3 protein-coding genes are annotated in these 2924 nt (G+C 73.3%); all 3 read left to right on the top strand.

Annotation, left to right across the window (positions count from 1 at the left end):
* Window positions 1-21: 21 nt before the first annotated feature.
* The 3 genes from ACFT55_RS19855 (at window position 22) to ACFT55_RS19845 (ending at window position 2848) form a co-directional block, all read left to right on the top strand.
* A complete protein-coding gene (locus ACFT55_RS19855; protein ID WP_380245576.1) occupies window positions 22-903 on the top strand; it encodes an exodeoxyribonuclease III in 882 nt (293 codons plus the stop codon).
* 16 nt (window positions 904-919) lie between these two features.
* Window positions 920-1609 (top strand): septum formation family protein, encoded by a 690-nt coding sequence (locus tag ACFT55_RS19850; RefSeq protein WP_380245575.1) that lies wholly within the window; start codon window positions 920-922, stop codon window positions 1607-1609.
* Window positions 1610-2026: 417 nt separating this feature from the next.
* Window positions 2027-2848: a C40 family peptidase gene (locus ACFT55_RS19845; RefSeq protein WP_380245574.1), complete on the top strand. Its 822-nt coding sequence runs from the start codon at window positions 2027-2029 to the stop codon at window positions 2846-2848.
* Window positions 2849-2924 lie beyond the last annotated feature (76 nt).

The raw sequence follows: 2924 nt of genomic DNA, 5'->3' as shown, positions 1-2924 counted from the left end.
GGCGCCGGTAGCCTGGCGCCCGTGCGCCTCGCCACCTGGAACGTCAACTCCGTCCGTGCCCGCGTCGACCGCGTGATCGCCTTCCTCGAACGGTCGGGCACGGACGTGCTGGCGATCCAGGAGACGAAGTGCCGGGACGAGCAGTTCCCGCACGCGGCGTTCGAGGCCGCGGGATACGAGGTCGCGCACACCGGCCATTCAGCGTGGAACGGCGTCGCGATCGCGTCCCGGGTCGGGATCGACGACGTCTCGACGTCCTTCCCCGGGCAGCCCGGGTTCGCCAAGCCCGCCGCGCCGGTGCGCGACGCCGACGCGCCCGCCGAGGCTCCGGACCCCACGCCCGACGAGGCTGTCACCCTGCTCGACGTGCCGGCGCCGGTCGAGGCGCGAGCCCTCGGCGCCACCTGCGGCGGCGTGCGGGTGTGGTCGCTGTACGTGCCGCACGGCCGCGCGATCGGCGACCCGCACTACGCCTACAAGCTCGCCTGGCTGGGCGCGCTGCGCGACACCGCCGCCGGCTGGCTGTCCGACGACCCCGGGGCCCAGGTGGCGCTGGTCGGCGACTGGAACGTCATCCCGCTCGACACCGACGTCTACGACCCGTCCGTGTTCGTGGGACACACGCACGTCACCCCGGCGGAGCGGGAGGCCTTCGCGGCGTTCACCGGCGCCGGGTACACGGAGGTGACGCGCGAGCACCTGCCGGCCGAGCACACGTACACCTACTGGGACTACCAGCAGCTCGCGTTCCCCCGGAACAAGGGCCTGCGCATCGACTTCGCGTACGCCTCCCCCGCCGTCCGGGACCGCGTCACCGGCGTGGTCGTCGACCGGGACGAGCGCAAGGGCAAGGGCGCCAGCGACCACGTCCCGGTGATCCTCGACCTCGCCGACCCCGCCTGACGGGCAGGAGCGCACCATGACCACGGACCCGCCCGTCCCCGGCGAGCCCCGGGCGACCGGCCGCGACGGCTCGCCGCCCGAGGAGCCGGTCTTCGCGGCGCCCACGCCGCCCGGCGCGCTGCCCGCCGAGGGCCTGGCCGAGCTGCACCTGCCGGCGACGCCGACCACGCCGGGCCCGACGACGGCGCCCGACGGCACGTCGCCGGGCCGGCGGCCAGGCAGCGGGCGGGCGCGGCGCGGTGTCCTGTGGGCCGGTGCGGCGGTGGCGGTGCTCGCCGTCGTGGGCGGCGGCGTCGCGCTCGGCGTCACGAGCGCGCGACACCGTGCCTGGGAGCCGCTGCCCGCCGCCGTCACGCAGCCGGTGGAGGCGAACGCCGTGCAGCTGGTGCTCGGCTCGTGCCTGCGCGAGCTGCCGACCGGTGACGTGGGCCGGGTGACCGTGGTGCCCTGCAGCGACGAGCACGCCGCGCAGGTGGTCGGCCGCACGGACTCTGCTCCGGGCGCCGTCTGGCCCGGGCCCGACGCTCTGGGTCGGCGTGCGTCCGCGGTGTGCGGCGCGCAGCAGCTCGGAGGCACCGGGCGGGAGGTCGAGGGCGTGCGGTTCGTGGTGCTGACCCCGTCCGAGGCGGGCTGGACCTCCGGCGACCGCGCGAGCCTGTGCCTGGCGGTGACGCCCGCACCCGCGAGCGACGACCTGCTCGGCTGATCGAGACGTCTCGCCGGTCGGTCCCGATTCCTACTGTGACCTTTGCCACATCTGACACGGCAGGGGCGGTCCGGAATCGGAGACAGTGCCCGACTTTGTCCTGGGCCGATTCCTGACACCGTTGCCCTGGCCACACGCTCAGGTCGTTACCAGAACGTGACCACAGAGCGTCGGGCAGGTTAGCGTCCTTCGACCGCACCTTCTCCAGGTGTCGGCCGACCGGGACGCAGCCGAGTGCTGCCGGCGTCACGGTGACCACGAAACTCACGGCAGCAGCGGGAGACCCACTTCCGGCCGGCCGCCCGGACGCGCACCGCTCCGGACGCTCCCGGCCTTGGGGTTTAGTCACCGACAGGTGGCGGGCCAACGATCTCGGCCTCACCCGACAGCTCATCTCGCAGGCTGGAGGTCATGCCCATGCCTACGTCCCTCGATTCCGCGCGCCCCGGCACCGCCGCCGTGGCGGCACACCGACCGCGTCGCGCGCTCGTCGCCCTCGGCCTCGCGGCCGCCCTCACCGGCGGCACCTTCGTCGCCACCGCACCCCACGCGTCCGCCGCGACCACGGCCACCACCGTGCAGACCGCGACCACGAAGACCAAGCCTCACACCGTCTTCGCGGCGTCCAAGCACACGATGGTCAAGAACTCCGGCAAGCACCGCCCGTCGTACTCGATGAAGGCCACGAAGGCCGGCAAGGCGATCTCGGGCCGCGCGAAGCTCGTCGTCAACGGCAAGGTCTCCTCGACCAAGCGGCTCAAGGCCGGCAAGGCCACGTTCAAGCCGGTCTGGGAGCAGTACCGCGTCGGCAAGAACCGGGTCCGGATCGTCGTCGACCCGACGTCGACCACGCTCGCCACCAAGGCCTCGCGCACCATCAGCGTCACCGCCAAGAACCCGGGCACGCGCGGCCAGAAGATCGTCCGCATCGCGAAGGCCCAGGTCGGGGACCGCTACTCGTACGGCTCGAGCGGCCCGAACTCGTTCGACTGCTCCGGCCTCACGCGGTACGTCTACAAGAAGGCCACGGGCAAGACCCTGCCGCGGTCGTCGTCGGCGCAGAAGGCGTCCGGCAAGGTCGTCTCGCGCAAGAACGCGCGCCCCGGCGACATCATCTGGACCCCCGGCCACGTCTCGATCTACATCGGCAAGGGCCAGCAGGTCGAGGCCGCCCGTCCCGGCGTCGGCGTCGTGAAGCGCCACATCTGGCAGGACAGCCCGCGGTTCATCCGCATCTGACCGATGCCGAGGTAGCACACGAGCCGCCGAGGTAGCACCCGAGCCGCCGAGGTAGTCGGAAGGGACGGCCCGCACA

Source organism: Isoptericola sp. NPDC057191 (assembly GCF_042670225.1).
Lineage (GTDB): Bacteria > Actinomycetota > Actinomycetes > Actinomycetales > Cellulomonadaceae > Isoptericola.
Note: the sequence above shows the minus strand (reverse complement) of the source record. Positions and strands in the feature narration are given on the sequence as shown.

Coding starts and splice junctions, on each gene's coding strand:
- ACFT55_RS19850 (WP_380245575.1), top strand. CDS start 920: ATGACCACGGACCCGCCCGTCCCCGGCGAGCCCCGGGCGACCGGCCGC.
- ACFT55_RS19845 (WP_380245574.1), top strand. CDS start 2,027: ATGCCTACGTCCCTCGATTCCGCGCGCCCCGGCACCGCCGCCGTGGCG.